The organism is Halalkalibaculum sp. DA3122 (assembly GCF_043951865.1).
Lineage (GTDB): Bacteria > Bacteroidota > Rhodothermia > Balneolales > Balneolaceae > JAMQKA01.
In genome coordinates, this window is record NZ_JBINJF010000015.1 from 15105 (window position 1) to 39976 (window position 24872).

Consider the following 24872-nt stretch of genomic DNA (forward strand, 5'->3'; position numbering starts at 1 on the left):
TGAATTATAGATTGAGCGAAAGGTCCAGGCCGGGACTGATCCCCAGTTCAGCATGATGTTGTGCCACAACATTTATTTCCCAGATCCCGAACGAGTACCCGAATCCGGCGGCAAACGTTGCCGGCAGCGTAGTGACGCCGACCCGACCTGCAAAACGCTCAAAAATCTTCACTTCCACCCCTCCACGATATGCAAGCGGGAACCTCACATCCTTGACTACATCCGAGGTAAAAAGAGCGATACCAGACAACCGGTACGACAGTCCGATGGCAAGTTCACGAGGCAGCGGTTCCTCTGTATTCCCGTAGCGCGGATGATTTATGTTCGTGGCCCGTGCCCCGATCCAGCCACCATCAAAAAGAGGGGCTGCAATTCCCAGGTCCAGCCCCACGGCGCCGGCTGATCCATAACCTCCCCCCTGGGCGATGTGATTGTAATTCAGTACCGCCCCATAATGGAATCCCTGGAATGAGTGCTTGTAAGCGATGCGAATCCGGCTCTCACTGAACAGTTCAAAACCATAGCGATGCGCCCCAACGCCGATAACGCCCCATTTTGCGGGAAAAGTGCCCACCGCCGCCATATCCGTAATTTCGGACAGGCCGTAATAGCGAATCCCGAAAAATGACACCGTACTCTGCCTGGCACTGATTACAGCGGGATTTGAGAACAAGCCCCATCCAGAATTGGCAAGGGCGGTGACGGCTTGTCCCATGCCCACCGATCGGGCACCCAACACGTTTTGGGCTTTTGCAAAGTCCGTTCCGGCAGACAGTGTAACCAGCACGGTTACCAGCAGTGTCTTGATATAATCATACTTGGTGAATAGAGTATGTTGTACCATTGTATCCCCTTGAATTAGTCGTTTTATCGCCAACTGTTTATTTATAGAGAAAGTGTTGATTTTGACCATAATTTCTGGTTTCGACACTCCTCTTGTTGAAAACCCTCTCTTGTAACGTCGTTTTGAGAAATTTTTTTCAGTCTCGATTATCGCCAATCTCTCCCAAAAAGGGAGGATATCGCATTTCCCGGCTGGTAAATTTCCCTCTAAAACCAAGTCCGCAAGCCCAAATCACTTTTCAACGCGCTCTTTAATTGCGAATAATGGAGATCGATTCATCGATCTGGTACGACAACCTCTTTTGGAATGCTCCTACCTTTTCTCCGGACTGGTTGGGGCGTTATCGGGAACGGGAATTCCGAAGTCGGGCGTACCATCCTCGTTCCACCGCAGTACCTGTACCCGCGTGTGGCGGTTGGGATCATCCAGGGGATCTCCCTCGATCTCCTTATAGCTCCGGGCATGGTACACAAGCAGGTCAACCGCCCCACCCGGAGTCGTCGTAAAACTGTTGTGCCCCGGCCCGTAGATACCGTTATCGACCGAACTTTTGAACACGGGCGTCGGCGATTTGTGCCAGGATTCAGGATCGAGCAGATCGGCATCGACATCCACCGTCAGCAATCCCACGGCGTAATTGTGATCGGTACCACTGGCAGAGTAGGTCATGAATATCTTCCCGTTTCTCTTGATAACCGCCGCTCCCTCGTTCACTTTAAACAGCTGTTTTTCCCATTCATATTCAGGTCGGGTGAGCTCCACCTGGGGCTGAACAATACTCCACGGCGTATCCATTTCGGCAATATAGAGGGCGGTATTCCCATCATATCCAGGGGGATGCTGGGCCCAGACCATATACCGGGTACCCCGGTGCTCAAACGTTGTGGCATCAAGGGAAAAGGTTTCCCACCGGGTTTTGGTCTGCCCTTTTTCCACCCACTCTCCAGTCAATGGATTGGCTGAGCTGTTTTCCAGCACATACATGCGGATCGCCCAGACATCCTCGGCCCCGCCAGCGGCGAAATAGATGTACCACTTCCCATCAATGTAGTGCAGCTCGGGAGCCCAGATATGAGATCCCATCGGACCAGATTCGTGCTTCCTCCAGATCACCCTGGGCTCGGCTTCGGCTAATCCTTCAATCGTACGGGCACGCCGCACTTCCAAACGATCGTACTCCGGTACCGTCGCAGTAAAATAGTAGTATCCGTCCGTGTGGCGATATATCCACGGATCGGCGCGATGCAGAATAAGAGGTGTAGTATAGCGTTGCGAATCTGCTGAGACAGAATTACTTTGCGCTAACAGTTGTTGTCGATCGTCAATCCCGGACAAAAGCAGTAGCAGCAGTGTAAACAGTGACATCTTTAGTAACTGAACCATAGGTGATACCTCATTCTATTTATGTTACGTCCTGATCACAAATTTTTGTAAAAACTAGCCAATCATAATGAAATTTTCTGACTTTCCGGGCAAATTTCCTGTCAGTGGTGCCATCATCACAATGATGTTGCTTTGGCTCTGCAGCATCCCGGTCGCAGCCCAGGAATTCAACATGGAGGTAACCGTTGACAGAAGCCAGGTCAGCAGCTCCTCGCTCGCCTATCTCGACAACCTGCCCGGCGAAATTGAAACCTACTTCAATGAACACGACTGGATTGACGCCAGTTTTCTTGATCATGAACGTATTGATGCCGATCTCCAGATCATCCTGTTAAGTGTTGATGACAATTACAATTTCCAGGCGAATGTGGTGGTACGCGCCCAGCGGCCGATCTATAACACCCTGCAGCAGACTACCATATTCCTGTTAAATGACGAGAGCTGGGCGTTCCAGTACACTCCAAACCGCTCGCTTGTACATGATGAACTCCAGTTTGATGCTGTTACCACCCTTTTGGACTTCTACGCCTATGTCATCCTGGGATACGACTTTGACAGTTTTTCCGAAACCGGGGGTACCCCCTACTTTTCGGAAGCACAAAATATCCTTTCCCTGGCCCAGACCACCTCGGCCCCGGGATGGTCCAGAGGCAGCAGTTCGCGCCGGGGGCGTGCCCAACTCATCTCCGACCTCCTGAACCCCACCTACCATACTTTTCGCGAAGCGCTTTATATTTATCACCGGCAGGGACTCGACCAGTTTATATCCAATACCGAAGAGGCCCGGCAGCGCGTGCTCGAAGCTCTGCAGATGATCCGTGATACCCAGCGAAGCGCAACCAACGACTTCCTGTTTGATATCTTTTTTGATGCCAAATACCGCGAAATCGTCTCCATCTTCGAGGATGCCGGGGCCGAAGTTCGGCTGGAAGCCTACAATCTGCTGTCGGAAATGGATCAAAGCCACCTCTCGGAATACAGCAAGCTGCAGTAGAATGTTACCTTCGGTATGCATCACAGTTCAAATGGATTCTTAGTGTATGAGGCCTTTGCAGAACCTGATGCTTAGTTGAGAGGTGGTTGTACCACCGACCTTATATGGCACATAAAGCGGGAATACAGCTTCCTCCAAACGGAGATTCGAATGTTTTACAAAGTCCTCTGTATGGTGTTATCAGAGGTTTATTTCCGAAAAATTCAAATTTTTTTCACCATGTTAACCCGCTCGTTACCAGGCTCTAATAAATAGACCGACAAGTCGACAATTCCTTACAGAGGATTTTGCAAAACCCGGGTTTTGTACATGCTCAATCCCTGCACAAATTTGCAGCCGCAGTTCATTTCCCGTAAACAGAGATGTTGGATGCACGGAACGGCCGGAATCGGGAATCCATCGGTTTTGCAAAGCCCTCTTTTAAGCTTTCCTGTTTGGAAGTTGGTTCATCGGATTTTCGGCTGACTCCAAATCTTACGTTTGCATTTTATATATTGTGCCATCAAGGTCGGCGAAATGAGAAATCCAATCTAAAATGAGAGACCCGATATGAAATTTTACGTGTGTATTAAGCAGGTGCCGGATGTTAACGCGCCGATCCAGATCAAAGAGGGACAGCTTATCCAGGACAGCGACCGCATGGTACTCAACGCATACGATGCTTCTGCAGTGGAAGAAGCCCTGGTACTCAGCGAGGAGCACGGCGGGGAAGTCGAGGTTGTATCCATCGGGCCGGACAAAACCACCGAGGCGATCCGCAAGGCGCTGGCGATGGGCGCCGACAAGGCGGTCCACATAAAAACAAGCGGCGATGATCGGTTTGATTCTGCCTCCTACGCTGAAATCCTCGCCGCCTTTTTTGCGGGCAAACAATATGATGTGATCTCCTGCGGAAAACAGTCGCAGGACACTGATGCCGGCCTCACCGGCAGCATGCTGGCCGCAAAGCTGGATTTGCCCTACGCCACCAACGCCGTGGGACTTTCCATTGAGAAAGAAAAGCTGCTGGTCAAACGACAGGGCGATGCGGGCCAGGAGATGATCGCCCTCCCCGTGCCCTGCCTGGTTACCTGCTCCAACGATATGAACGAACCGCGCATCCCCAGCCTGAAGGGGATCATGCAATCCAAGAAAAAACCGGTGGAAACAATTGAACTCTCCTCCCTTGATATTGATGAAAGCAGGCTCGCGCCCAAAACGAACGTAACGGGATTCCGCGAAAAACCGGCGCGCAAGGCCGGCGAAAAATTTGAGGGGGATCCGGGTGAACTGGCACGAAAAGTGGCGAAACTGCTTGACGAAGAGGCTAATGTGGTTTGATGTGAGAAGTGAGACGTGAGACGTGAAATGTGAGACGTTAGAGGTGAGAGCTTGTCCTTTGTCTTGCATTCAGGATTTCGAGAATTGTTAATTTCATATAAACAGAAGGTGGTTGCATGAGTTCCCTATTAACATATATCTCAATCAGTGACGGAAACGTGAAGCGTGCCTCCCTTGAAGTGCTGTCGCGCTGCAGGCAGCTTGCGGAAGAGCACGGTCATCGGGCTGAAGCTGTCATTGTCGATCCCGATGCTTCCGACTACGTAGAGCAGGTGAAGCAATATGGACCTGAAAAAATTTATCTTATTGAAGATCCGATTTTTAAGGATCATATCAATACGCCGCTGGTCAAAGCGCTCACCGCTGTGGTGAAGCAAGCCAATCCCTACCTGGTTGCGTTTGCCTCCACCGAAAGCGTCAAGGATATTTTGGGAGCATTTGCTGCCCGTTTGGACGCCGCCGTACTTTCTGATGTGTCCGGCTTTGAGCTCATCGAGGGTGGGGTCGAGGTTACGCGTCCCGTAATGGCAGCCAAAATTCTTTCCGACGCCCGGGCCAAAGCGGAAAAGATCGTGCTGTCGGTCCGATCCGGATCTTACGACGTCGTGGAATCACCTTCCGACCCCGAGATCGTAACTGTCGACTTCAGCTTTGATGAAAGTGAACTCAAAGCCACGCTGCGGGAAGTGCTGGGAGCTTCCGGTGAAAAAATCGACCTCTCCGAGGCCGAGACGATTGTCGCTGCCGGTCGGGGGGCGAAAGATGAAAAAGGACAGAAATTGATCGCGGAGCTGGCCGAGGTGCTCAACGCCGCCGTCGGGGCCTCCCGCGCGCTGACGGAAGCCGGTATTGTGGATCCCAGCCTGCAGATTGGTCAGACGGGCAAAGTAGTGTCGCCGCAGCTCTATATCGCCGTCGGCATTTCTGGTGCCATCCAGCATGTGGCGGGCATGGCCAACAGCAAAGTGATTGTGGCGATCAACAAAGATACCGACGCCCCTATTTTCGATATCGCTGACTATGGCATCGTGGGCGATCTGTACAAAGTATTGCCACCTTTTATTGAAGAATTGAAGAAGATAAAAAAATAATTTGGTTACAGGTTACAGGTTACAGGTTGAAAGTTGAAGGTTATGGGTTGTTCAACATCCAACCTTCAACTTTCAACATTCAACCTTCAACTTACAACGTTTAACCTGCAACTTACAACGTTTAACCTATAACATTCTACATCCGTGGATGAACAGTTCGATTGTATAATCGTTGGTGCGGGTGTTGCGGGACTGGCAGCCGCCATGACGCTTGCCCGCAGCAATATGAAGTTCCTGCTTATCGAAAAGGGAGAGTTTGCCGGCTCCAAGAATGTTTCGGGCGGCGTACTTTGGGGACATGACCTGGCCAAACTCGTGCCCGGGTACTGGGAAGAGGAGGAGGCTGGCTGGGAGCGGTTTATCAATCACCGGCGACTCACGTTTATGGATGGGGAGGCCACCTTTTCGCTTGATTTTAAATCCGCCCACTTCAACGAACCGCCCTACGCCGGGGTCGTGGTGCTGCGCTCCAGGTTCGATCGCTGGCTGGCCGGCAAGGTGGAGGAGGCGATCGCGGAAAGTGATTATGCGATGGACTCCTTCATTGCCACCAACATCAAGGTGGATGAGGTGCTGATGGAAAACAACAAGGCCGTGGGGATCCGCACCGGCGACGAGGAGTTCTACGCCGAGAGCGTGATTATTGCCGAGGGCGTCAACAACCTGCTCACCCGCCAGGTGGGACTGCAGGACGACTATGTGCCGGCGGATCACGTGCTCACCGGTATCAAGGAAATTATCCGCTACGACCGGGAAGTGCTGGAAAATCGCTTCCAGCTGAATGGCCGCAGCGGGATGTCAAATGAGTTTGTCGGCTATGCCACCGATGGCGTGGAGGGCGGCGGGTTTCTCTATACCAACAAAGAGACGATCTCCATCGGCCTGGTGCTGGGACTGAAAGATCTTCGGGAAAAAGAGAAAAGTCCCCATGATATACTCAATCACTTCAAATCCCATCCCGTCGTCGCCGACACCATCCGCGGCGGGGAAGTAGTGGAATATTCGGCCCACGTGGTCTCCTCGGGCGATATGCGCATCATGCCGAAGGAGCTGTACAAAGATGGCCTGCTGATCTGCGGGGAAGCAGCCAACCTGTTGATGAACGCCGGCAAGGCGATCCAGGGCATGGATTACGCGATGCGCTCCGGGATCCTGGCCGCAGAGACCATTGTGAAGGCCAGGAAACGGAATGATTTTTCTTCCGCCACAATGAAGGAATACCGCGCGGCGCTGGAGGAAAGCTACGTGATGAAAGATATGCGTGGATTCCAGGATGCGGTGCAGATGCTGCATCAACCGATGATGTACAAGGATCTGCCCAACCTGGTCTGCGGCTTCGGCAAAAAATTCTTTACGATCGATAACCAGCCGACCAAGAAAGCGCGGGAACAGCTGAGCGAGTCGGTCCGGGAGCACTCCTCGTGGTGGAACCTGATCAAACTCGGAATCAACGGAGGAAAAGCGCTATGAAAAACCTGAAACTGACCGAACGACTCGGCCTCGTCAGCTATCGGAACCAGGCGAAATCGGAAATTAAACCCCACATTGAGGTGGATACGTCGATCTGCAACTCGGTTTGTCCGCATAAGTGCACGACCTACGTCTGCCCCGCCAACTGTTACAAGATTGATGACGATGGACAGGTCTACTTCCAGGTGGAAGACTGTATTGAGTGTGGAACCTGCATGTATGCCTGCGACCAGGGTGCGGTCAGCTGGAACTACCCGGATCCCGAAGAGGGCCGCGGCGTAACATGGAATTACGGATAGGTGAATGAGTGAGTTGATAAAAGGTTGTTTAAAACCTTCTGATTGCGGATTTCTCAATTTTTCTGGCTACGTGAAGAGAGGAGCCATATACAAAAAACGACCGCCCGGAAATATAAAAAGCCATCCCGGTTTTATACCAGGATGGCCTGAATTGTTTTGAATTAATCTGCTACCAGGAAACTATTGACCACTTGGCATTAAGGTAATGGTTACCTCTTTGCCTTCAGCGCCGAGTTCAACCTCTTTGCTGACCTCCTGGTATCCTTCAGGGGTGGCTACGATAGTATATGTGCCAGGCGCAAGCCCGGAAAATGAAAACTGTCCTTTTTCATCGGTTTGAGCAGATTGTTCTGTTCCCTCGATCTTCAGTTCAATTCCTGAGACCGGTTGTTCAGTCTCAGAGTCTACAACCGTGCCGCTTATTGCGGTGGTTTGCTCTAGCTCCTGAGCCTGAGCCTCTACAGCGGTTACAGAAAACAGAAGTCCGACAAACAGTGTTACCATTGCTAACAGAGATGCTTTTTTGCTAAACATAATGAGACCTTATTTATTTAGATTGCTATTCTTCTATTGATAGATATTTAAACTTCAAAATTAGTTGATCTTCCAACCAACCTAATTCATTACATTTTAGCCAGATATGATTTATTTGTTCCCGGATAAAAGAGATTGAATGAGAATTTAATTTTACCTACTGTTTGAATATAGATCCAAACATCTGAGTCGTGGGCACGTACCGGTTCGCTTTTTCCCACAGATCAATTAAAACCTAATATATCATGAGTTCAGATCGATCGAGTAACCGCTCCACCCTGTCGTTCCAGCTTTCCGAAGAACAGCAACTGATCAGGGACAGTGCGCGCGACTTTGCCGAACGTCATGTCGCGCCGGGGGTGAAGGAGCGCGACGCCTCAAAAGCGTTTCCCCACCGGCTGGTCGGCCAGTTGGCGGAACAGGGCTTTATGGGGATGATCCACCCAGAAAAATACGGCGGCGGTGCGGCCGACATGATCAGCTACTGCCTGACCATCGAGGAGATCGCCCGCTGGGACGCCTCCCTGGCGCTGACGGTGGCCTCCCATACCTCTCTTGCATCTGGCCATATTGCACTGGCCGGAAGCGACGACCAAAAAAAGCGCTATCTTACGGCGCTGGCCAAAGGAAAAAAGCTGGGTGCCTGGTGCCTGACCGAGCCCGGCTCCGGCAGCGATTCCTCCGGCATAAAAACCACGGCCGTTAAAAAAGGGGATAAATGGATCTTAAACGGTACCAAAGTATTTATCACCCAGGGCTCGGTCGCCGGAATCTATGTGGTACTGGCAAAAACGGATCCGGGAAAGGGCACAAAAGGCATTAGCGCATTTATCGTGGAGCGGGAGTGGGACGGCGTAACACCCGGCACCCGGCTGGAAAAGCTTGGGATGAACTCCTCTGACACCACGGAGATCCATTTTGACGATGTGGAAGTCCCCGGCCAGAACCTTTTGGGTGACCTGAATCACGGATTTGCGGATACGATGCAGGTACTGGATGGCGGCCGCATCGGTATCGGGGCGCTGTCCGTAGGCATAGCGCGGGGCGCCCTGGAAGAATCGCTGAAATACGCCCGCGAGCGGCAACAGTTTGGGCGGCCTATCAGTGACTTCCAGGCGATCGAACAAAAACTGGCCGATATGGCTACCGAAGTTGACGCCGCCCGCCTGCTCGTCCACCGCGCCGCCTGGCTGAAGGAACTGGACCGGCCGTTCACCAGGGAAGCCTCTATGGCCAAGCTCTTTGCCTCTGAACAAGCTGTCCGGGCTGCCGACGAAGCGGTCCAGATTCACGGGGGCTATGGCTACATCAAAGAGTATCACGTTGAACGATTCCTTCGGGATGCCAAACTGATGACGATAGGCGAAGGCACTTCAGAGATTCAGCGCAAAATCATAGCACGCGAACTGAAAAAAGATCCAAAACCTTAATATTTGTTGACGCCTGAAAGTTGCCGGCTAAACATTAACAAACTGCAACTTTTGACATTCAACCTGCAACTTTCAACCTGCAACCTGCAACCTGCATCACTAATTGATCTACTGACAAAATTAACAACCGCCAGTATGCCAGATACCAGCTTCAATCCCGACGATGCCCTCCAATTCGAATCCGAACTGGGTGAAGAAGATCGTATGATCATGGAAACCGCCCGCGAATACGCCCAGAGCAAGCTGGAGCCCCGGGCCCTGAAAGGCAACCAGGAAGAGTATTTCGATCCTGACATAGCCACAGAGATGGGAGAGCTGGGGCTGCTAGGGGCCAGCATCGATCCGAAGTACGGCGGCGGAGGGGCCAGCCACACCGCCTACGGGCTCATCGCCCGGGAAGTCGAGCGGGTAGATTCGGGATACCGCTCGTTCATGTCCGTGCAGTCGTCGCTGGTGATGTACCCGATCTCAATATTCGGAACCGAAGAGCAGAAAGAACGCTTCCTGCCGAGGCTTGCGGCCGGAGAGCTGATCGGCTGTTTTGGACTGACTGAGCCCGACCACGGCTCCGATCCCGGTTCCATGAATACCACCGCCCTGAAAACCGAGGGAGGCTGGACCCTGAACGGGGCCAAAATGTGGATTACCAACGCACCCATCGCCGATGTTGCCGTTGTCTGGGCCAAGGCAAAAGAGAACAAAAATGAGGAAGGCGCAATCCGCGGATTCCTCGTTGAAAAAGAAATGGAGGGCTTCAGTACGCCGGCAACAAAATACAAGATGTCGCTGCGTGCCTCTGAAACGGGGGAACTCATTTTTGAGGATGTTTTTATTCCCGATAAAAATGTATTTCCCGATGTTTCCGGGCTCAAAGGTCCCTTCACCTGTCTGAACAGCGCACGCTACGGTATCGTCTGGGGAACGGTGGGTGCTGCCGAATTCTGCTATCAAAAAGCGCGGCAATACGTACTGGAACGCACACAGTTCGGCTACCCGATCGGGGCAAACCAGTTGCCGCAGTCCAAACTGGCCGACATGCTTACCAGTATTACACAGATGCAACTGCTGGCGTGGCGCCTGGGCACATTAAAGGATGAGGGGCGGGACCACCATGTAATGACCTCGCTTGCCAAACGCAACAATTGTCAAAAGGCGCTTGAAATCGCCCGCACGGCCCGCGACATGCACGGCGCCAACGGAATTACCGGCGAATACCGGGTTGTCCACCACATGATGAACCTCGAATCGGTTAACACTTATGAAGGCACGTATGATATTCACGGACTCATCCTCGGACGTGAACTTACCGGCATTCAGGCATTTATCCCACGAGGAAATGATCTGTCCGAATAATTCCATCTTTTTTTATGACTCCGCCGACGGTAGCAAACCGTAAAACAGACGCGAATACCAGCTAAACGTGGATTACCTGCGGTTATCGCGGATTATTCACCAGGAAATTCGGTTATGAACGAGGCGAAGGAAAAAAGGCGGCGGAAACGTACTGGTGTACCTTTAGCACCTCATTTTTCCTCCAACGAAGTGCACGGCCGAATTTCGCAGCCCGTTGCAACTACCCTCCAATTTGGGCCATAAACAATTTCGATATACAGAATAATATCAATAACTCACCCCTCTATTTTTGAATATTTCGTGAATAATCCGGGGTAAAACAACATCGTCTTTAACCTCAAAAATAGGTATATTGTAAACGACGAGTATATGGCTAATAGATGGTATTAAAGCCTACAGACACTTTCTTTTCTATATCCATATTACGATTTAAGGGAGGCAGGGATGAATACTCAACCTATTGTTCAGCGAACTGCAGTTCTATTTTTTTTACTTTTCCCCTTATGCTGCCTGCATATCGACGCAAAGGCGCTCTCCTCCAAAGTGGAGGTTACCATTTCCGGTGTTGTGATTGAGGCGGAAACTGACGAACCGCTGCCCGGCGTCAATGTAAAAGTAAAAGGCAAGGTTATAGGCACCTCCACAGGTCTCGACGGCCAGTTCCAGCTCCGGATTAACCAGGATCCGCCTTTGACGCTGGTATTTTCGAGCGTCGGTTTTAAAACAGTGGAGGTCGAGATCACCTCTTCGCAGCCGGAAAAACTGACGATCAGGATGGAGCAGGAAACCTTGATAGGCAGTGATGTGGTCGTATCCGCCTCACGGGTCGAAGAAAGTATTCTTGAAGCTCCTGTTTCTATCGAAAAGATGGATATTATATCAATACAGCAGAACGCGGCCCCTACTTTTTATGATGCCCTTGCCAATATGAAAGGGGTCGACTTCAGTACCCAAAGCCTGACCTTTAAGTCGGTAAACACCCGCGGTTTTGGAGCAAACGGCAACGTGCGATTTGTACAACTGATTGACGGCATCGACAACCAGGCTCCCGGCCTCAATTTCCCGGTAGGCAATGTGGTGGGGATTTCGGAGCTGGACCTGGAAAGTGCAGAACTAATTCCGGGAGTTGCCTCCGCGCTGTACGGAGCCAACGCGCTGAACGGCATCCTACTGCTTAACAGTAAAAGCCCGTTTGATTACGAGGGGCTGAGCGTAAAGGTGAAACAGGGTCTCAACCACGTTCAGGAGACAGATCACGAGCGCTCGCTGTATCAGCAGTACCTGGTCAGATACGCCAAATCCTATAACAACAAGGTCGCCTTCAAAGTAAATGGTTCCTTTTTGAAAGCGCAGGACTTTGTAGCCGTTGACTACCGGGATATAGGCCCCGCCTCTTTTGGAGCGATCGAACGGGGAGCCACCTCCAGGGGCGACAACCGGGTCTACAACAGACTCAATGTCTATGGGGATGACCTGCTGACCATCGGAACGATCGCTGACGCCCAGATAGCCGCCGGCAATTCCGATATCGCTGCGATCCGCTCCCTGTTGCCCGATGGGGAAGCCGGGGCTTTTACCCCGCTTGGATATACAGAGTCCTCGTTTGTGGACAATACGACAGAAAGTTTAAAATTAAACGCGGCGCTTCACTACCGTATTAATGATGACCTGGAGCTGCTCGGTCAGTACAATATCGGGTTCGGGAGCACCGTGTATACGGCCAATGACCGGTTTGTACTCGACGATTTCAGCATATGGACCGGCAAAATTGAGCTGCGAAATCCCAATTTCTTCCTTCGAGCATATACCACCCAGGAGGATGCCGGCGACACGTATGCAGCCAATACCGTAGCCACACAGATCAACCTGGATACATACGTACCAGCTTATTTCCAGGCCTTTGCCCAGGCACGTATCCGGGGAGCCACGGTCCAGGAAGCCCATATGCAGGCAGAGAATGCCGGTGCCCAGGCTCGCCTCGAACCGGAAAGCACGGCGTTTCAACAACTTTTTAACGAGATCCGCAGCATACCGATTTCGGAAGGCGGCGCCCGGTTCCTCGACAAGTCCGACTTGTGGCATGCCGAAGGGAAATACAACTTTTCAGAGATCATAGATCCCGAAATCGCGGAACTTATCACCGGGGCCAGCTACCGTAAGTACGCCCTTGACTCCGGGGGTACGCTGTTTGCTCTCCAGGAAGATGGAGATGAGTTTGATATCGATGAGTTCGGCGCCTATCTGCAGATTTCAAAAACACTGCTGGATCAGACGCTGGACCTGCAGAGCGCCGTCAGGTACGACAAAAACGAATATTTTGAAGGGCAGTTCTCGCCGCGGTTCTCCGCGGTCTACACAGTGGCCGAAAATCACAATTTGAGGGCTTCGTTTCAGCGCGGTTTCAGGATTCCAACAACCCAAACGCAGTTTATCGACCTCGATGTGGTCCGCCGGCGGCTGATCGGCAGCAACCAAACGCTGATCGATCGGTACAATCTTGAGACCAACACCGTGTACTCCACCGAAAGTGTGCAAGCTGCCCGGCAGGCGGATGATATCTCTCTCCTTGAACCGATCGAACTCAACAACCTGCAGACTGAAAAGGTCAACACCTTTGAAGTGGGCTACAAGGCATTGATCAGGAATCGACTGTTGATCGATGCTTCCTACTATTACAGCTCGTATAACGATTTTATCGCTGAAATAGACCTGACCCAGGCGGTGGATGTCGCAGACACTGACAACCGCGACGGGTTCGACCCGGTTGACGGGTTTAATCCCGATTCGGATGCTGGTAAACGAGATATTCTCAACAACAGCGTGGCCGGGGGACGCCTGCAACGATACGGGTTCGATATCAATGCAGACGGAACGGTGGAAAGCCAGGGGGTGGCCGTCAGTGCCGAGCTTGCCTTCAACCGGGGATACAAAGTGGGCGGGAATATCTCGTACAGCGATCTCATTTCCCAGCAGGACCTTATCGACCAGGGGTTCAGAGCTAGCTACAACACCCCTGAATGGAAATACAACATCCAGTTTTCCAACAGGCGCCTGACAGATCGCCTCGGGTTCAACATCGTCTACCGGTGGCAGGATGCTTTTCTCTGGGAGTCCAGCTTTGGGCAGGGCGTTGTTCCGGCCTTCGGCACGCTGGACGCGCAGGTCAGCTACAAGCTGCCGGTCTACAACACCATACTTAAAGTCGGGGGGAGCAATATCCTGAATGAACGATATACCACCTCAATTGGGAATCCACGCCTCGGTGCCCTCTATTATGTATCACTTACCTTCGATCAATTTTTGAACTAAACCTATTCCGCACCCATGAAATTTATAAACACGCTTCCGTTGTTTTTTTGTTGCGCATGCTTCATTCTCGCCGGGTGCGAGGGGCAGGAAAGTGCCCTGGTTGATGCCCGCCTTGAAGAAAACCCGGTACCCGAGCAGCAGGTCCAGGCCACACAGGGGAACGCCGATTTTACGAAATATGTAGCGATGGGAAATTCCATAACGGCGGGACTGATGGACGCCGCTCTGTACAATGACGGGCAGAAGTTCAACTTTGCCAACCTGCTGGCAGAAGAACTTAAAATGGCCGTTGAAAATGACGGCGAAAATTTTGATCCCTTTGATCAGCCGGATATTAATGCTGAAAACGGGTTTAACATCTCTGTGCCGAACCCGGATCCTGAATCAAATACCGTACTTGGCAGATTTGAGCTGGATCCCGACATTCCGGGGCCGGTGCCCACCCCGGGTGAACCGATTGCTCCTTTTACCGGCGACAAAGAGGCGTTAAATAATTTCGGGGTTCCCGGTATCGTGGTCGGCCAGCTGCTCACCCCGGCCACGGGCGGACCACAAAGTCCACAAAACCCTGCGTTTACACCCTTTTACCAGCGTTTTGCCACCGATCCCGGAACTTCTACGATACTTGGAGATGCCATAAATACCCAACCGACTTTCTTCACCCTCTGGATCGGCAGCAATGATGTGCTGGGCTATGCATTGTCGGGCGCATCAAATGAAGCTTTGTTAACCGGTGTCTCCAATTTTGAAAATCAGTTCAATACCGTCGTTAACAACCTGCTGGCAGGGACCTCCGCGTCCGGAGTCGTGATCAATATACCGCCAATACTGGCATTGCCTTTTTTTCAGGCTGTCTCCTACAATGCCATTACGCTTGATCCCGTCTCAGCCAATCAGCTGAATGAGGCGTTTTCCGGGTTCAATACCGCACTGGAGGCGATAGTCACAAGCTTTGGGCATGACCCTGAGGATGCTGACCGGAGAAAGGTTCACTATGCGGCCGGCAACAACCCGATTTTGGTCATTGACGAAGAGCTGGAAGACCTGGGGCCCAAGTTTGACCAGCTGCAGATGGCAGGAGCAATAAATGCACAACAACGGGCGGCCCTGGTTCCATACGAGCAGGCTCGCCCTCTTGACCCGGGAGAACTGGTGCTGCTGCAGGCCGGCGCCCTGCTTGGTACCGAAGCGGACGGCGATGACAGCGAGAGAGACACCCCGGTCGGCGTAGTGGTGCCGCTCGGTTTTGACCTGTCGGATGGCACCCTGAACGGAGATCCATTTTACCTGACTAAAGCCGAGCAGACACGCATTACGGAGCGTTCCGTGTCGTTTAACACGGCGATAGCCACGGCGGTTGCTTCAAACAGTGACCGGCTTGCCCTTTATGACACAAACGATCCGCAGGGCATATTTCACGACCTCTTCGGACTGGACGGAAGCGCCCCCGGCATTACTATTGAGGGGGTAACGCTTCAACCAGATTTTAGTCCCAATGGTGTATTTTCAACTGACGGGGTCCACCCCAACCCCAGGGGAAACGCAATTATTGCAAATGAAATCATCGGTGTAATTGAAAAAAACTTCGGCTCAGAGATCCCCCGGGTGGATGTACTGAACCTCGGGAGCGTAGTCCTTGCCCGATAGTATTATTTTGGGTTTTCCAACCGGAATTCAATCCTGTACTCGTACTTCTTCTCCACAAACGAGGCAACCAACGCCCCATCTCAACAGGCAACACAAATCGGCACCGGTCACCTCAGAGTAGTGCCTGCTGATCTCCAAAGCGATCCAGGTACTTTTTTAATTTCACCTTCCGGCGGGTGCTTTTGCTGGTCATATAGCGCACCTTGCCAAAAATTGGACGTTCCTGCCAGGCGCGGTCGAAGCGACCGAAACACCAGAAAATGCCGGAGTAGCTGTTGGGATCGCGACCGTCGATGGCAAATTTGTTGTTTAGCTCGATCAGGTACTCCAGTGCGGTTTGCGGGTCGGGCGTCCACTCGATCACCTTTTTACCCCAGAGCATCCGCAGGTAGTTGTGAATAATGCCCTCCTGTCGTAATTGTCGCTGGGCGGCATTCCAGATCTCGTCGTGGGTTTGGGCGTTTTCGAGCTCTTCGTAACTGTAAATCCATTCCCGCGGATCATCCTTGTGATCGCGCAGGGTCTCCAGGGCCCAGTCGGGCAGGCTTTCGAATTCGGCGTAGTCGGGCCGGTGATGTGCAAAATGGAATCCCACTTCGCGCCAGGTTATCACTTCATCCAGGAAGCTGTCGATATTGGGATCTCCGTTGAAAAAGCCGCCGGTCGAGCCTTTGTTAAAGGAGATATCGCCCAGGTCCCACCCTTTCGGCTGGTGATCGAGCACCGTTTGCACAATCTCATGTTCCGATATCTTTCCGAAGTGGAGCCAGGGACTCAGTCCACTTACCTTGCTCTCATCCGGATCATTCCGTTTTTGATCATACTCCGGCAGTCCATATTGCACAAACCGGCCCAGTTTCCCGAGTGCGGCCTGCCGCGTGCCTTTTATCTCCAGCGGTTTTACCTCATGATCGATAGGTAATTCATTTATAAATTTTGGAATCTCTTCAGGTATTTCTCCCCTTGTCGGCAACTTTTTTCGAAGACTTTTAATATCAATTTCCTCCCGATTTTTCAGCTCTTCCAGCGGGTTTTGCTTTGGGGGATGGGTATAAGCCTCCACAAAATTTCGCTGCATGATCTTCCGAAAAAAATAGGCGTTGTAGGGATCTTTCTCGGTGAGCCCTAGCGGGATCAGCCCGTTGTTATCCACCGTATAGACCGGAATGTCGAGGTGTTCCCCAAGCCATCTGTTGCGTTCGCGGATAAAATAGACAGGGAACTCGTCGGTAACCAGGCAGCATGCGTTACGCAGCATCTCAAGATAGGCCCGTTTGTTGGTCTCGGGCTCTTCTTCTACAAATGAAAGGTAGTTGTGGTTGTGTTCCCGGCAGTAATCCCGGATCTCCTGCATCCCCTCCAGGTAAAAGGTATGGATGCGGCCGGAGGCCCACGGGTAGTCGTTTTTCAGCTCCTCGTATAACAGCAGCGGCTTGTCCAGCTTGTTGGCCCACCCAACCGCGTACTCGAGCGCAAAATTGTAGTGCAGGCGGTGGGCCGACTGCATCCAATATACGACGTATTTCCCCCCGGTATCCGGCTCTTTCTGGTTTCTATGAAATACGCGGTGACTGTTGATATTCTTCATCTGCTGCCCTGTTGGCTCCTGTTAATTTCCGGTGCCTTAACAGCAATCGGTCAACCGGCATTCCCAAAATGGGTATCCTTGCCCACAACCCAGCCCGGGTCAGTCTATCAATCATTTCATATACAATTACTGCAAGCTTTGTATATTCAGGCCTCATTAGTCGGTATTTATTGAGCTGGATACTCCATCTTTTTTCCGACTTTTAACTACAAACCAATCAGATGCGAAGCAATTTTGGCGTTCTTTTTGACATGGACGGGGTCATTGTACACAGCAACCCCGCACACAAAAAAGCGATCAACATTTTTTGCGACAAACACGATATAAAAATTGATGACGACTACCTGAAAAATAATATCTACGGGCGGGCGAACAAGGAGTGGATTCCTAAAATTTTCGGGGATATTTCCACAGAACGGCTCAAGGAACTGGCCGATGAAAAGGAACAGATTTTCCGGGATATATTTGATCCCGAGGCGATGCAGGTGCCCGGCGTTATCAGGTTTATCAGGCAACTGAAAGAGCAGAAGGTCAAGATGGTCGTGGCGACCTCGGCCCCGGGTGAAAATGCCGATTTTATCCTTAATAAGCTTGCGATCTACGATATGTTTGATGCTGTGCTTGACTCCTCCCACGTTACCCACAGCAAACCCCATCCGGAGCCCTATCACAATGCAGCCAAAGCGATCGGCCTTACAGCCCCGGAATGTATTGTGATTGAAGATTCCGTTTCCGGGGTGCAGTCGGGATTGGCGGCGGGTGCTGCCGTTATTGGGGTAGCTACCACGCATACCCCTGAAGAACTGAGTGACTGCCACCTGGTGATCAACGACTTTGAAAACTTTACCCTGGACAGCATGCTTAGCCTGAAGGATTAAATTCTATTCCCACCTGTTGACCCATAGTGCGGCGAAGGCAACACATTAAAGACAAGTCATACTAACGGGGAGCGGCTCTTCCAAAGCACGATTAAAAAAGGCTGCAGGCGTTTACCGCCTGCAGCCCCTGTAGGTAGTGGGTATAATTAACTACCCGGTTTTTAAATGCTGGTAAGGTCTCCTGTCAGTATCCCGGGTTTTGTGACAAGTTGGGATTAAGATCCCGCTCACTTGCCGGTATGGGCCAGACGTAATCGCGGGGAGTCTCGAACGAGCGCGTATGCTGCCCGGGCACCGGGGCAAAATTGCCCTCCCCGTCAGCGATGTCGATACCGTGAACATTGCCGTTCAGCACGTCCTCGGCAGTTCCCCAGCGACGTATGTCCGCCAGGTGCAGGCCCTCCCAGGCCAGCTCTATCGTTCGCTCATTACGGATAAACTCAATCGCCTCTTCCTGCGACATCGCGGTCACATCCTGAGGCATCGGCAGGTTGACGCGGTCACGCACCTCCTCGATCGCCTCATTTACCGAGTTGTCCAGCTCATCCAGCTCAGCCTTCGCCTCTGCATACATCAGCAGGATGTCGGCATATCGCATTTTGATGATGTTGAGGCCACTGTTGGTGGGGGCCGCCTGGTCTTCCGGATCCACATATTTCATGGCAATATAGCCAGTATACGTGTTGTTGTAGTCCGTTAACAAAATCCGGTCGGTTGTGGGACTGCAGTAGCCGTCGGGCGCCCCACTGCTGCAGGAGGGATAGGAGTTGTAGATAGCTCCATTGAACTCCCCGCCCGGGAACAGGACCGTACCGTAGAACCGCGGGTCCCGGTCGGCGTACATGCCCAGCGTTTCTACCGTCGGGTTGCCGTCGCCGTCGTAGGTGATGCGGGGCGGAGATGCATCATACAGTGGCGACTCATCGATCGGCAGCCCATCCTCCATCGGGAACATGTCCACCAGTTCCCGGGTCGGTTCTACATCGACATTACTGCCCATCGACTTGGGGGCAAAGCCCAGCCACGCGTGCCATCCATTCTGGCCGGAGACTTTCTGGTAGGAAAAGATAATTTCATTGCTTTGCTCACCGGCGTAGGTAAAAAGCTCACGGAAGTCCGGGTGCAGGCTGTACTCGTTGAGATCGATAACGGCCCGTGACATATCCGCAGCCGTTTGATACATCTCATCGGCGCGCGCTGCATTTCCTTCGTGATGCTCCTGCCAGCCCGCTTCGTAGAGTGCCGTGCGGGCGTGATATCCCAGTGCAGTACCCCGGGTGGCACGGCCAAACTGGCTGGAACTCCAGCTCGTCGGCAGCAGGTTCGCAGCTTGAGACAGGTCAGAGGTAATCTGGTTGTACACCTCTTCCCTTGAAGAGCGGCTTACCTGACGTGCCTCCTCTACCGTAGGGACGCTCGTGAAGATAGGCACTTCACCAAACATCCACAGCAGCTCGTGGTAGAAGTAACCGCGCAGGAACAGGGCTTGTCCCCGAATCTGGTCTACGGCTTCAGGAGAAAGTACGCCCTCTTCCAGGGCATCGAGCTGCGCAAGAATTTCGTTTGCACGACTGATCCCGGTGAAGGTTCGGTCCCACATGTCGGCCGACCAGCCGGAAAGGGCGTTGGCACGGCCCATGACGTACTCGTGCTGGCGCATCCAGTCGGCGTGTGAATAGCCGATCTCCGTGGTACCGTCGAAGTACATCGGGTCGAGGTTGACACCGAACATCCGGTCATACGCTCCATTGAGCGCCGTATTAAAATCACGCTCGGTCGACCAGAAGGTCGCCGAGGAGACCCTGTCTTTCGGTACCGTCGTCAGCAGGTCTTCGCTGCATCCCGTCGCTCCCAGAACGATACCGAGAGCCAATATGCTACAAAACAGTTTATTGATTGCTTTAGTCATCTTAGAAGTCCTTTTCTTGGTCTTGAAAGTCATAATCCTGGTCGTTTTAGAAGCTAATGTTGGCGCCAATGCTGATCACCTTCGTCTGCGGATAGTAGTCACCGGTCGTCCACGGGTATTCGGGATCCAGGCCGATACCCAGGTTTTGATGCATCCAAAGGTTTTTACCCGTTGCATACAACCGCAGGCGCTGAATGCCGACCTGGCTGACAATATCCTGTGGAAGGGTATAGCCAAGCTGGACGTTGCGCAGCTTCACAAAGCTCCCGTCCAGGATCCACCAGGAGTTCGTTGTGTAATAATTCCGGTTGTAGTTGGAGTAGTACGCGGGATGACGGGCATCCGTGTTTTCAGGGGTCCAGTAGTCTTTATGCCATTGTGAGGTATAATTCTCCCATACCGGACCCTGGGCAAAGCCAAGTCCCAGGTACTGGTCACGCTTGCCAACTCCCTGCAGAAATGCGCTGAAATCGAAGTTTCTCCATCCCATGTTAAGATTCACACCAAAGATATAGCGCGGATTGGGATCGCCGATCACCACGCGATCTTCTTCATTAATCGCCCCGTCGCCGTTCTGATCTTTGAAGCGGATATCCCCCAGGCGGGTTACCCAGCCGGCAGGTTGGGCGTGGTTGTCGATCTCTTCGTACGAGTTAAACAGCCCATCCGCCTCCAGGCCGTACCAGGCGTTGACCGGGCTGCCCTCCTGGACCACGTGACGGTCGAGTCCGCCACCCAGTACATAAGGTCCCGTGTCTACCAGGTCGATAACCTCGTTTCGGTTGTCAGACAGGTTGAAGTCGATTCCGTAGCTAACTTCGTTGATTTGATCCTGCCAGCCAACAGCCAGCTCCCAGCCTCTGTTCTCAACGATGCCCGCATTCTGGTATGGCGCGCCCAGGCCGACCATGTCGGGAACCGGGACATTCAGGAGAATATCTTCTGTGCGTCGCTGATAAATATCGCCCGTGAGAGTCAGGCGATCATCGAAAAAGGCTGCATCGAAACCCACGTCGATGACGGTGGTCGTCTCCCACGATAGCTCGTTGTTGACAAGGTCTGTAGCAGCCCCGCCCACGGCCTGCGGACCACTGGAGTTGCCCAGGTAGTACGGGATACCCAGGTCAATCGACGAGTAGTAGGAGTACAGCGGCACATCCTGGTTACCCAGCTCGCCCCAAGAGCCGCGCAGTTTCAGTTCGTCCACCCAGTCCACGTTAAAGAACGGTTCTTCGGCGATTCGCCAGCCGACCGAAAATGAGGGGAAAAACCCGTAGCGATGGCCCTCGGCAAACCGACTCGACCCGTCGTAACGGGCGTTAAACTCAAACAGGTAACGATCCATCAGTTCGTAGTTTAACCGTCCAAATACCGAGCGGAGCGCCCACTCGCTGCCGTATCCCACCGTTCCGTCATTCGAGGGATTCCCCATGTTGAGTTGACGCAGCTGGTTGTTGTAGAACTGGTCCCGCGAGGCCCGGAACTCCTCGAAATTATACTGAATCTGCTCGTAGCCGACCACGCCGGAGATCTCGTGCGTTTCCAGGAACGTGTGGCCGTAGTCGATCATCGCCCGTAGTGTAGACTGACGCTCCGTGTTGCTGCGGTTCTCGCCGTAACTCGGTCCCCAGTAGTACCCGTCTTCGGGATATTCCTCGATAAGATCCGGATCGGTGCGGAACAGCTCCCAGTCCATACTTCCGTAGTCGAAGGAGGCGAGTGTCTGCAGCTCCGCCCATCCAGGAAGAATATCGATATCCAGCCGACCGGTAACTTTGCCTTCCCAGAACACTCGCTGTTCGTCACCACTTACTTCGGCAGAAGCCAACGGGCTGCGACCGAACAGGTTCAAGCCGTAGGTTCCGTCGGAATAGCGGGTCCGGCGTGTCGGCGGCGTGTCATGGACGATATAAAATGTTGAAGCCCAGTTTTCCGCGGGAATGATATCCCACCGGCGGCTGCCCGAGATGTCAAGGCCTCCCGAAATCCGGTCGGTCATCTGGAAATCAGTATTGAGGCGCACTCCGTACCGGTCGGTTCCGGTGTTCGCCATCATGCCGTCCTCACTCATATAGTTAAGCGAAAGTGCATAACGCGCATCGGTGTTTCCCCCGGACACGCGCAGCGTGTGGTCCTGGATTGGCGCCGGGTCAAAGATCGCATCCACCCACTCGTTGTCCGGATAGGCGTCAGGGTCTGTTCCGGCGATCGTATTCTGGATATACTCATCCGTATATCGGGGTGCATAACTCGGATTACTTCGGCACTCTGCCGGGGTCTGGCTGGGATCGCGACCATCGAGGCACCAGTTCAAAAGATTCTCCCGGGCCAGGTTTGCGAGCCGCATGTGCGTTTCGGTATCCACCCGCTCCGGCCACGCTGTTATATCCTGCATTCCCATGTATCCATTGTAATCGACCTGCAAGCCGGCCGATCCACGCTTTGTGGTGACCAGTATTACGCCGTTTGCCGCACGCGAGCCGTAGATCGCCGCCGATGCTGCATCCTTCAGTACTGAAATATTTTCTACGTCATCCATGTCGACGGTGGAAAGGTCCCCTTCAAGTCCGTCTATAAGCACCAGGGGGCGGGAAGCTCCGGCGCTGCCGGGGTCACCGCGACCAAGCGTACCCTGCCCGCGCACCAGCAGATCCAGCTCGTTGCGTCCCGGGCGGTTTCCTCCGTCCAGCAGCTGTAGACCCGGAGCCATCCCCTGCAATGCATGTGTGACCGTCGGAACCGGGATTTCGGCCATCTCGTCAGCCGACACTGACGCTACTGAACCGGTAAGATTCTCCGAACGCTGCGTGCCGTAACCGACTACGACAAGCTCCTCACCCGAAATGGCTCCCACTTCAAGGGATACGTTAATCTCGGTGCGACCCTGAATGGGAACCTCTTGAGATTGGTACCCGATAAAGGAAAACACCAGCGTATCCTGCAGGGAGGGTACATTCAGGGAGTACGTGCCTTCCGCATCTGTGGATGTCCCGGTTGTCGTGCCCTTGACAAGAATGTTCACGCCGGGCAGTGATTCACCGGTATTGGCGTCCCTGACGGTACCGGTTACACTTTCCAGGCGAATCGCCTTCTTGAAATTATTTGTCCGAATATAGGAGGCCTTTTTTATGGCATACTGCTGCTCCGACTCCCGCGAATAGGTAAGCCCGTTCCTGCTCAGAGCCCGGCCCAGCATTTGTCCCAGGCTGTCAGCCTGAAGCAGGGATGCCCTCACATATTTTCCTTTCAGTATGTCCGAATCATACAGAAAAGAGACGTTGTAGCTCTTCTGTATCTCAGTCAGGGCCGCCTCAAGCGAAAGCATTTTTATGGTGCTGACAGAAAAGGTACTGGCACTCAGCTGTTTTGACGTATAAAGTTCCTGCGAGGGTACCTGGGCAACGGATCGTGAGACCATGAGCATGCTTCCCAGCAAAATGGCACACAAAATCCCTGCTGATACCCTTCCGAATATTGTATCATTATGAATTTTCATAATTTCCCTTATTTCGGTTATGGTTATGTTGATTTATTTATGGGCACTTGTCTTATTCCTGTTTTCTTCCCCCAAGTAGACTGTTTTCCCATCAATCTTAACAGGTGTGGACAGAGTTTGAGACAATGTTGACAGTATCACATCCATTTTTGAGTTTTCGATAGTACCGGAGAGCGTCCGCTGTTTAAGCGCCGGATCCTTGATTTTTATCGTTACCCCGAAGGTATATTCTAGCCTTTTCAGCACCACCGGCAGCGGGGTGTGATCAAAGACCAGGTCGTCGGTTTTCCAGGAAGTGTATACATCGGTATTGACCCATCGCACTATCAGAGTATCACTTTCATTATCAAACTCGGCCATGTGGTCGGGTTTTAAAATCAACTGGCGCTGTTTTTGTCGGGCAGGCTGATACGAGGTAACTTCTACGCTGCCCTTCTCCAGCACAACCTGTGTTTTTTCGTCCCTGGTGGAAACTGAAAACGCCGTCCCCAGAACCTGCACAAAACCGTCATCTGTAATAACCCTGAATGGGAACTCGTCACGGCTGGTCCTTTCGGGGACGCTGAAAAAAGCCTCTCCCTCCAATTCAACACTGATATTGGTCGGATTTGCGGTATTGGTCCTGTAAACCAGCTCGGAATTGGCATTCAGGTTTATTACAGATCCATCTCCCAGCTTTATGGTTTTCTGTTCTCCATAGCTGGTTGTAACCCTGTGGCTTGTCAATACATTTTCTGATTGCGGCTCGCTGTTATCTCCTGAATACCCAAAATAAACCGTCAGGCCGGTTGTAAGAATGATGAGAAATCCCGCGGCCATCCGGTAAATCCAGTTGAGATCAACATTTCCTCTTTCGCTCTTTTTTACCGTTCCGCGACTGATCTTCTTCCCCTCCCGGTTCAGCCGTTTACTAAACCGGTTCCAGGCGTTCTCGGTGTTTGGGCTGACTGTTGGATCAAGGCTGAATCCCGCTATCTCCTGCATGGCATCCCGCGCCAGCTCGCGGTGTTCCTCCGCCTCCGAGACCCAGTTGTCCCAGTATTCTTTTTGATTTTCGGAAGCCTCACCCTGAGCCCACTTTCGGAATGAGGCATCTTCCAGCAGTTCTTCAATGGTATGTTTCTGACTGTTCACTGTCCTGTTTTTTGTTGTTTGGGGATTTCACTCAAATAGACGGGTGGCAAACTGTTTTGTACCAGAAAAAATCTGGTTCGGGAAATTCCTGCAATGACGTGGCCTGAATCTATCTAAACAAACTTTTTAAATAGAAATATTGAACAGGAATATGGAATACAAAGAAAGATTTTACCCTGTGGCCATGCCTGGT

General features: G+C 52.3%; 17 protein-coding genes. 10 read left to right on the forward strand and 7 right to left on the reverse strand.

All coding sequences use genetic code 11. The features are described 5' to 3' along the window. Positions 1–4: 4 nt before the first annotated feature. Positions 5–844, reverse strand: a complete 840-nt coding sequence (locus tag ACG2F4_RS11155) for a hypothetical protein (RefSeq protein ID WP_395260744.1) — start codon at positions 842–844, stop codon at positions 5–7. A 312-nt stretch (positions 845–1156) separates the two neighbouring features. Continuing rightward, positions 1157–2227: a family 43 glycosylhydrolase gene (locus tag ACG2F4_RS11160; protein WP_395260745.1), complete on the reverse strand. Its 1071-nt coding sequence runs from the start codon at positions 2225–2227 to the stop codon at positions 1157–1159. 67 nt (positions 2228–2294) lie between these two features. Between ACG2F4_RS11160 and ACG2F4_RS11165 the strand changes: the two genes are divergently transcribed. The 5 genes from ACG2F4_RS11165 (at position 2295) to ACG2F4_RS11185 (ending at position 7401) form a co-directional block, all read left to right on the forward strand. Beyond that, a complete protein-coding gene (locus tag ACG2F4_RS11165; RefSeq protein WP_395260746.1) occupies positions 2295–3221 on the forward strand; it encodes a DUF4835 family protein in 927 nt (308 codons plus the stop codon). Positions 3222–3770: 549 nt separating this feature from the next. After that, positions 3771–4541, forward strand: coding sequence for an electron transfer flavoprotein subunit beta/FixA family protein (locus ACG2F4_RS11170; RefSeq protein ID WP_395260747.1), 771 nt, complete (start codon positions 3771–3773; stop codon positions 4539–4541). A gap of 116 nt (positions 4542–4657) precedes the next feature. After that, positions 4658–5632 (forward strand): electron transfer flavoprotein subunit alpha/FixB family protein, encoded by a 975-nt coding sequence (locus tag ACG2F4_RS11175; RefSeq protein WP_395260748.1) that lies wholly within the window; start codon positions 4658–4660, stop codon positions 5630–5632. Positions 5633–5776: 144 nt separating this feature from the next. Then, on the forward strand, positions 5777–7102 hold the full coding sequence (locus ACG2F4_RS11180) for an FAD-dependent oxidoreductase (protein ID WP_395260750.1): 1326 nt from the start codon (positions 5777–5779) through the stop codon (positions 7100–7102). Beyond that, positions 7099–7401 carry a ferredoxin family protein gene (locus ACG2F4_RS11185; protein WP_395260751.1) on the forward strand — a complete coding sequence of 101 codons (303 nt, stop codon included), beginning with the start codon at positions 7099–7101 and terminating at the stop codon, positions 7399–7401. Before ACG2F4_RS11180 ends, ACG2F4_RS11185 begins: the two co-directional genes overlap by 4 nt. 180 nt (positions 7402–7581) lie before the next feature. Here the strand turns inward: ACG2F4_RS11185 and ACG2F4_RS11190 are convergent, their stop codons facing one another. Further along, entirely contained in the window at positions 7582–7935 is a 354-nt protein-coding gene (locus ACG2F4_RS11190; protein ID WP_395260752.1) for a carboxypeptidase-like regulatory domain-containing protein, read from the reverse strand. A 245-nt stretch (positions 7936–8180) separates the two neighbouring features. Between ACG2F4_RS11190 and ACG2F4_RS11195 the strand changes: the two genes are divergently transcribed. The 4 genes from ACG2F4_RS11195 to ACG2F4_RS11210 all read left to right on the forward strand — a co-directional run bounded on the left by ACG2F4_RS11195 (position 8181) and on the right by ACG2F4_RS11210 (position 15674). Next, positions 8181–9365, forward strand: coding sequence for an acyl-CoA dehydrogenase family protein (locus tag ACG2F4_RS11195; protein WP_395260754.1), 1185 nt, complete (start codon positions 8181–8183; stop codon positions 9363–9365). A 135-nt stretch (positions 9366–9500) separates the two neighbouring features. After that, positions 9501–10718: an acyl-CoA dehydrogenase gene (locus ACG2F4_RS11200; RefSeq protein WP_395260755.1), complete on the forward strand. Its 1218-nt coding sequence runs from the start codon at positions 9501–9503 to the stop codon at positions 10716–10718. A gap of 444 nt (positions 10719–11162) precedes the next feature. Further along, positions 11163–14027: a TonB-dependent receptor gene (locus tag ACG2F4_RS11205; protein WP_395260757.1), complete on the forward strand. Its 2865-nt coding sequence runs from the start codon at positions 11163–11165 to the stop codon at positions 14025–14027. Between the two features lie 15 nt (positions 14028–14042). Next, the gene (locus ACG2F4_RS11210; RefSeq protein WP_395260759.1) at positions 14043–15674 is read left to right on the forward strand and encodes an SGNH/GDSL hydrolase family protein; all 1632 of its coding nucleotides are present in this window, start codon (positions 14043–14045) and stop codon (positions 15672–15674) included. Positions 15675–15786: 112 nt separating this feature from the next. Here ACG2F4_RS11210 and ACG2F4_RS11215 read toward each other — a convergent pair whose 3' ends face one another. Beyond that, positions 15787–17262, reverse strand: a complete 1476-nt coding sequence (locus tag ACG2F4_RS11215; RefSeq protein WP_395260760.1) for a hypothetical protein — start codon at positions 17260–17262, stop codon at positions 15787–15789. A 221-nt stretch (positions 17263–17483) separates the two neighbouring features. Here ACG2F4_RS11215 and ACG2F4_RS11220 point away from each other — a divergent pair, with 221 nt between their 5' ends. After that, positions 17484–18140: an HAD family hydrolase gene (locus ACG2F4_RS11220; protein ID WP_395260761.1), complete on the forward strand. Its 657-nt coding sequence runs from the start codon at positions 17484–17486 to the stop codon at positions 18138–18140. Between the two features lie 184 nt (positions 18141–18324). Here the strand turns inward: ACG2F4_RS11220 and ACG2F4_RS11225 are convergent, their stop codons facing one another. From ACG2F4_RS11225 to ACG2F4_RS11235, 3 genes are read right to left on the reverse strand one after another with little or no spacing between them, the layout of a single operon-like run. Continuing rightward, positions 18325–20049, reverse strand: coding sequence for a RagB/SusD family nutrient uptake outer membrane protein (locus tag ACG2F4_RS11225; protein WP_395260762.1), 1725 nt, complete (start codon positions 20047–20049; stop codon positions 18325–18327). Between the two features lie 46 nt (positions 20050–20095). Continuing rightward, complete coding sequence (locus tag ACG2F4_RS11230) at positions 20096–23545, reverse strand: SusC/RagA family TonB-linked outer membrane protein (protein ID WP_395260763.1); 3450 nt, start codon at positions 23543–23545, stop codon at positions 20096–20098. Between the two features lie 33 nt (positions 23546–23578). Continuing rightward, positions 23579–24679, reverse strand: a complete 1101-nt coding sequence (locus tag ACG2F4_RS11235; protein WP_395260765.1) for a FecR family protein — start codon at positions 24677–24679, stop codon at positions 23579–23581. Positions 24680–24872 lie beyond the last annotated feature (193 nt).